This window comes from Cupriavidus sp. D39 (genome assembly GCF_026627925.1).
In the GTDB taxonomy this organism is placed as follows: Bacteria; Pseudomonadota; Gammaproteobacteria; order Burkholderiales; family Burkholderiaceae; genus Cupriavidus; species Cupriavidus ulmosensis.
In genome coordinates, this window is sequence record NZ_JAPNLE010000008.1 from 41,683 (window position 1) to 48,786 (window position 7,104).

General features: G+C 60.9%; 7 protein-coding genes. All 7 read left to right on the top strand.

All coding sequences use genetic code 11. From position 1 onward, the window contains the following. Position 1: 1 nt before the first annotated feature. A complete protein-coding gene (locus OMK73_RS11305) occupies positions 2-1,276 on the top strand; it encodes a TraI domain-containing protein (protein ID WP_267602144.1) in 1,275 nt (424 codons plus the stop codon). 2 nt (positions 1,277-1,278) lie between these two features. Further along, positions 1,279-3,135 (top strand): conjugative transfer system coupling protein TraD, encoded by a 1,857-nt coding sequence (gene traD / locus OMK73_RS11310; RefSeq protein WP_267602145.1) that lies wholly within the window; start codon positions 1,279-1,281, stop codon positions 3,133-3,135. A gap of 9 nt (positions 3,136-3,144) precedes the next feature. Continuing rightward, positions 3,145-3,651: a hypothetical protein gene (locus OMK73_RS11315; RefSeq protein ID WP_150984873.1), complete on the top strand. Its 507-nt coding sequence runs from the start codon at positions 3,145-3,147 to the stop codon at positions 3,649-3,651. A 1-nt stretch (position 3,652) separates the two neighbouring features. Next, entirely contained in the window at positions 3,653-3,943 is a 291-nt protein-coding gene (locus OMK73_RS11320) for a hypothetical protein (RefSeq protein ID WP_267602146.1), read from the top strand. Next, positions 3,943-4,560: a DUF4400 domain-containing protein gene (locus OMK73_RS11325; RefSeq protein WP_267602147.1), complete on the top strand. Its 618-nt coding sequence runs from the start codon at positions 3,943-3,945 to the stop codon at positions 4,558-4,560. Before OMK73_RS11320 ends, OMK73_RS11325 begins: the two co-directional genes overlap by 1 nt. Before the next feature lie 62 nt (positions 4,561-4,622). Beyond that, complete coding sequence (locus OMK73_RS11330; RefSeq protein ID WP_267602148.1) at positions 4,623-5,486, top strand: ATPase; 864 nt, start codon at positions 4,623-4,625, stop codon at positions 5,484-5,486. Positions 5,487-5,500: 14 nt separating this feature from the next. Further along, on the top strand, positions 5,501-7,104 hold a 1,604-nt coding region (locus OMK73_RS11335; protein WP_267602149.1), incomplete at its 3' end, for an ATP-dependent helicase.

The following is a 7,104-nucleotide window of genomic DNA, read 5'->3' on the forward strand; positions in this document are numbered from 1 at the left end:
CATGCATACCCCAATGACCACCGGCGAGCTTCTGACGGCGCACCAGGCGCGCACCGACCTGATCCGCCAGTACGCCAACGAGGCCGAGCCGGCGGTATTCGCGAAGAAGTGGACCGCGATACTGGAACGGTGCGCCGTCTGGTTCTCCTCGATGCCGCTACGTCCTGAAGAGCACGCGGAGCCGGGTGGCGCGTTCCGTGCCACGGTCGAGGTGGCCTACTTCGCCATGCGCCTGTCGGGTGGCCAGAAGTTCGGTGCGGATAAGCCCTCCGAGCAACGTCGTCGCCTTGAGCCGCAATACCTGCACGCCCTCTTCCTCGCAGCTTGCTGCTCCAGACTGGACGAGCCTTGCAGGCATTTCCAATTTCACCGCGCGGTTGACGGCGCCGAATGGCTGCCGGCACTGCACGGCGCCTTTGGTCCATGGCTGGGCGATGGCAGCTACCGTGTGACACGCCGTGCGGCGACGCTACCCGTCGAACGCATGCGAACTGCCCTTCTCGCCCGCGAGATTCTCGGCCAGGACATCCTGGCCAGCCTGGACAGCGAAGTGCTGTCGGAGCTGTTCGCCGCCATCAACCCCGAACCTCGACCGGTCACGCTCGAATCGCTGCTGCACAAGGTGGTCCGACTTGCCGTCGACGCCACCACCAGCTTTGAGCTGAAGGCGCGTCGCGCGGACTTTGCCCCGGTGGGGACGCCGGCACCGTCGGCGGACCTGCTCGCTGCGGGATCCCTGCCCCAGGAGTCGGTGAAGGCTGTTCCGGCTGATACCCCGCCCCATGCCGTGGTCCCTCCGACCGAGAGCGCCGCAGCCTCTGTCATCAGCCTCTTTGCAGCCGCTGGCGCCAAGGGGACTCCGGCATCTGAAGCCCGTGACGCGACCCCTCCGCAAGATCGCCCCAGCCCGCAAGAAGTACCGCGTAGTGCTCAGCCAATGCAGCTGGATAGTGGGCGCAGCCTCCGTCGCGGCTCGGATGAATCCACCGCGCCCGAAGGACTCGCAGACGTCCTCGGGAATGCATCTAACCTGATGCGCGAGTTCTTCCTCGCGTTGGCGCAGGACGTTACAGCGGGGAAGGTTCCGGTGACGTGGGCGGGCAACCGGCTTGTCTTGCCAAAGCGGGCGCTGGGCAACTATGGGCTGTCTAGCGACACGCTGATCGAGAGCCTAAAGAAGCTGTCCTTTCTGGCGCGAGTCCAGGGCACCGATCTCGTGCTGACCGAGAAGATCAGTGGCGTTCTCGCATCGCGCCCGCCGGTTCAGGAGCCTTGAGCATGCGCCATTATGTGAACCCCTTTCGGCCGATCTTCGAGATGCGAGCCGCGACCGGGTGGCTCGGTGCATTGGTCCTGCTGCCATTGTCCGGGATGCCGCACTGGGGATACTTCGCCCTGCTCTGCCTGGCTGCATTTTCCCTGCGCGCGGCGCAAGTCTGGAAGGCCCTGAAGTTCCGCATGGCCATCTCCACGAAGTGGCTGACCAAGATCCGCATCGAGAACCTTCTGCACACCACGGCACAGATGCGGCGCGATGAAGACGCCATGTACCTTGGCACCGGGTTCGAATGGACACAGCGTCATTGCCAGATCGCTCACGACATCCTGCGGATGCCCACCAACGACATTCCCGGCTTGCCGAAGTGGCTTCCCAAAGAGGTGGCCGCCGTCATCGAGAGGCAATTTGCCCCGGCGAATGCATTACGGGACCGGTCTCCGCAGGGCAAGTCCTGGATCCACGGGATGGAGCCGAAGAAGGTGCACGTCCCTCTCCACTACAAGGCGATGCCGGGCCACACGGCTGTGGCAGGAACGACCGGCAGCGGCAAGACCCGCACCTATGAGGTCATTTGCACCCAGGTCGTTCACGATCCGAACGACATTTTGATTATTGTGGACCCTAAAAATGACCGCGAATGGAAAGAGCGCGTCGAGCGCGAATGCGCCCGCGCCGGCCGAAAGTTCCTGTACTGGAAGCAGGCAGCGCCATCCGAGTCGATCCGCCTCAACCCGCTAGAAAACTGGTCGCAGCCGTCGGAAATCGCCAGCCGAATTGCCCAACTGCTGGAAGAAGGACCTTTCCGCGACTTCGCATTCCTCTTCATCGACCGTGCCGTCAAGGGCGAGCTTTACGTCGGTGACAAGCCGAACCTGCGTTCCATCCTGAATTACGCGCAAAGCGGCATCAACAATCTGCTGGACCGCGCTCTGCGTCGCTTCTTCGCGGAAATGGGATTCACCGCCTGGGAGGACGAGGCGGGATCCTACATGCAGCAGGTCGGGCAGCGGCCCGGCGGGACGCTGATCGAGGCAATGGTTCGCTTGTACACCGAGCGGTACTTCAACGTCGGCCGCGGGCACGAGTCCATCGACGGCCTGGTCGGCACCTTTGTCCATGACCGCGACCACTACATGCGGATCATCGCCTCGGTCCTTCCGCTCCTGCAGATGCTTGCCACAGGGGAGACGGGGCTCATGCTCGCCCCCAAGGCGGACGATTTCACCGATGACCGTGAGATTTGGGACATCGACAAGGTAATCAAGCAAAAGGCAGTTCTGTTCGTCGGCCTGGACTCGCTCTCCAGCAGCATCGTCGCGAAGGCCATCGCCTCGATGATCCTGTCCGACGTCGCGTCGGTGGCCGGGGCCATCTACAACTTCTACGCCAAGCCGCCTAAGGTTGTCCTGGTCATCGATGAGGTGGCAGAAGCGATCAATGAGCAGGTGATCCAGATCCTCAACAAGGGCCGCGGCGCAGGCTTCAATGCCCTGGTCGCCTTCCAAAGCCGCTCCGATTTGGAGGCGAAACTGGGAAACGCAGCAAAAATGATGCAGGTTTTGGGGAATCTCAACAACCAGATCATCTTACGATTGGAAGACACGGACACGGCCCAGTGGTTCTCGGACAAGGTTGGGGAAACGGCGATTCAGAACATCACCACCACCAGCAGCACGAGCACTGGATCCGAGGCACATATCGGCGAGTTCAACGGGTCGGTTTCGCGTTCGACGCAACTGGAAAAGGCGCCGCTTATCCCGACTCAGCTGATCACTATGCTGCCCAACCTGCAATATTTTCTGCGCATCTCTGGTGGATCCGTCTACCAAGGCCGGATTCCCATCATCGAAGGATAGTACGCCGACATGCAATCAAGTCTGTTCCGCGCAGTGGTCAAGCAATACAAGCTGTCGCCGAAGCTCTCGCCGGCGTTCACGGTGTCCCCCGAACTGATCGACGCGTGCAGCCGTGTTGTCGACTACATCGGCCTCAACTTCTGCATCCGGGAAGAGCCGTTGGTCAAGGAAATGCTGGTCGATGCCATCCAGTCGTACCGGGCCGCGCGTAAGGCCGGCGACGCGAACATCGCCTTCATGCAAGGCCTGTTTTCGCGCTCGCACGAGCTCTACGAGAAGCGATATGCCGCCTTCAAAGGTGAGAAGTACAACGTCTGGTATCCATACAACGAGCCGATCCCCGTGTTCGAGGCAAGGCAGGAACCTGGCTATGTATGCCGGGTTGTCGACGAACCCTGCCCGGGCGTCGTGACGCAGCGCAGCGCCGCCTTTCAGCTCGCCGCCCGCGTGCTGACTGGTCACACCTTCCGCCGCTACTTCGAGGAATACGATGTCGCAAAGTTCTATGCTCAGTGAGATGGGTGTGTCCCTCCGCTACGCCGTGGAGAGCGTCCGGATGTTCCCGGTCAAGCTCGCGAGCCGCTTGTCCGGCGTGGCGTGGGACGACGCTGCAGGCATGCAAGCGTGGATTCGTCAGGACATGGCGGCCGAGAAGCGTGGCGCCATTCCCGAAGAGTTCCGTTACGGCCGCGCAGCATTCTGCTTTTCGCTCATACGCCTGTCGCTCGTGAAGCCCAGGCATTTCTGGGGTGCCGTTGGCTCGCTGGCCGTACTGCCCATTCTCCTTCTCCGCCAGTGGGTGCTGTGATGGCAGGAAGCCGATTTGCCGGGCATATCCGCGTTTGGTTGCTCGCCGCACCCCTGATGCTTTGCGTGCTCGCACCCATGCTGCCGGAGAGCGAGCGCTTCGAGATTGGCGCCGACGAGCAGACCTCTGTCGAGGCCGTCCTGGGTGAAGTGCGCGCCTCTGGCGCCACAGGTGCCGCGAATGAGCGGTTTCGTGCGTGGTTCCTCGACTCTGGGTTGTTGCGCTCTTCGCTGTCAGGTTCAGCGTCCAGCTCCGCCCTTTCGGACGCTGGTGCGTCAGACCTCGGGAGGCGATGGGTGCGCAACTTCTGGATGACCATCTATCGTGCGCTGTATCGGGCAGCCGTCGCACACACCTGGGCATTCGGCACCATCGTCTTCCTGATCGCGATGCTCAACGACGGCGCCGTTGCCAGGCGCATCAAAGCTTCTGCCGCCGGATTCGCGAGTCCGCTCTCCTTTCACCTCGCCGCGCACGGCTTGCTGGTTACGTTCGGCATCGGCGCGTCAGCGCTTCTGGTTCCCGTGCCGCTGCTCGCTTACTACTGGTCGGCTGCGGCACTTCTGGTCGGGGTGCTTGGTTGGCGTCTTGCAGCCTCATTCCACGTCAATCGCTAGCTTGCTTCGCCCTTTTTTGCATTCAATTCGCGGACCCTATACCGCACCAACGGAGAACCTACATGACCACCGCAGAACATATCGACATGATCGACGATGCAATGACCCTGCCGGCCGAGGTCGCCCTCTCCGGCGACCATACCTCCACAGCCGGAACTTCGGAGTTCACCGAAGCGGGCCAGCTTGAGCCGGGTTCGGTCGAGCATGAGCTTCAAGAGATGGTCGATGCGGCGGACTCCCTACGCAAGGACGGTGTGATCTCTGCCGCCGACGCTGAGAAGAAAAAGGCCGAAGTGGAGAAGACTCGCAAGCTGTTCCGCGAGCTGCCGCCCGAGCAACGCGCGGCCATCGTCAAGCGCCGCCGCGACCTGGGTCTGCAGATCCTGAACCGCGAGCTCGCCGGTGCCGCAGTGGTGGCAGTCGACCTGAAGCTGAACCACACACGGCTCCGCCCGCTGTTCCTCCAGTCGTGGCCCTACCTAAACCGGATGAGCCTGAACCTGCAGCGCTTCGGTGCGGATACGTTCAGCCGAAGCGAACTGACTACCGTCAACGACTTCCTCGAACGTGAGCTTGCCAAGCTTGAGGACTACGTCGACGAGCAATTGCGCGTGGCGAAGGCTTACTGCGAGATGCGCGAGGCGGAAATGAAGGCGAAGAACGACATCATCTTCCGGCCCACGGTTACCCGGCCGTCGTTGGAGATGGAGATCCAAGCGTACTCACGCTTCTCGCTGCGCGCGCTGCAGGTTCTGGTCAACTTCGACAAGACGATGGATGAGTTTGATTTTATGGTGTGGAACGGAATCCGTGATCAGTCCGACGTCAATGACCAGGTGAACAGCTTCCTGCGCAAGTTCCAGCCGCTGGCGTTGCGTAGCTACACCACGCACTTGAAATTGATGACGACGATTCGCGGAATCTGACGGCTGCTTGCTCTATGACTTCCTTGCTCGACCAACTCAATCCATCCCAACGGGAAGTCGTGGAGATGCGCCGACACTGCGTCGCCGTGGCGTGCCCTGGTGCTGGAAAAACCAAGACCATCGCCACCAAGGCCGCGATGCTGCTGGCCGAACCCCATGCCACGGTCGGCGCGGTGACATTCAGCAAGGATGCTGCGGTGGAATTGCGCAACCGCATTTTGGCCTTGGCGGGTCCTGGCGCTAAGAGGCGGCTGGTGGCGGGAACCTTCCACTCCCTCGCCTACAAGCAGCTTGGGCAAAAGTCCGGGAAGCGCCCCGATATCACAACCGACGGGGATCGGCTCGCCATCCTCTCTCAGGTACTCCAGGACAACGGACTAGAGTGGAAGGTAGAAGATGCCGTTTCCGTCATTGAGCGTCTCAAAGCCGATCTTTCCAGTCCCCCGGCAGGAACCATCGAGGCACAGCTCTTCGAAGCGTATCAAAACGCCTTGGAGCGCAACGGGCGTGTCGATTTCCAGGACCTCCTGCGTCTCGCTGTTGATGGGATGCAGCGTGGCACCATCGCCCCCTACCGTCTCACGTATCTGCTTGTCGATGAATATCAGGATTGCGATAGTCTGCAAACCTTATGGACTGCTCAACACGCTCAAGGGGGCGCGATCGTCACGATCGTTGGCGACGACGATCAGAGCATATATGGCTTCAGGAACGCATGCGGCTCTAAAGGCATGGAGGCGTTCATCACGCAGTTTGACGCTCAGCCAGTTGTTCTTGGGCAGAACTACCGCTCCCATTCTGAGATTCTGGCCACGGCCGACAAAGTCATCCAGAATAATCGTGACAGAATCCCGAAGACGCTGGTGGCGCACCGAGGCCCTGGAGGCACGGTGGGATTTCAGCGATTCGATGACGAGTACGCGGAAGCCGTTGCTGCGATAGAAGCTCTGACACCGGTATTGCGGCAGGGGAAGACTGCGGCGGTACTCGCGCGAACCAACAGAATTCTCGATCCGGTGGAGGCGGTATGCCGCTCGCACGGCGTCAAGTATTACCGAGCTGCCGGGCGCTCGATACTCGATCGGCCTGAAGCGGCGTTGATGGGAAGCCTGCTCGAATTGATCCAGAAGACGAAGGCAACTGGCCTCGATTCACTACTCGGCTACGCAGGTCTCAGATCCCATGATCTTCAGCTAGTGCACGAGAAGTCTGGGCCGATGCCCCAGTTCGATGATCAACCGAAGAAGAAAGATCTCGTGGCAATCGGCATTTCGGAAGATGCTGCGGACAAGTATCGCGACCTGATAAAGAAGCTCTCTGAGTGGCGCTCGCTGTGCGAGCGCCAGTTCTTCTCTCTCGTCCTCGATGGGGTACGGGAATGTATGCTCCAGTGGGCAATGAAGGACCAGGGTAAGCGAGCAATCAACACGACCTACGACATCTTGTCTCGACTCAACGGGCCATTCTCTGATCGCTTGGAATTCCTGCGGCGCGCGAACAATGAGCCTACGCCGGATGCGCTCGTGCTGACTACCATGCACGCGTCAAAGGGAAGGGAATGGTCGGCCGTGGGTGTGATACGAGCCGAGGAGACTGTGATACCAGACGATGGCAGCAC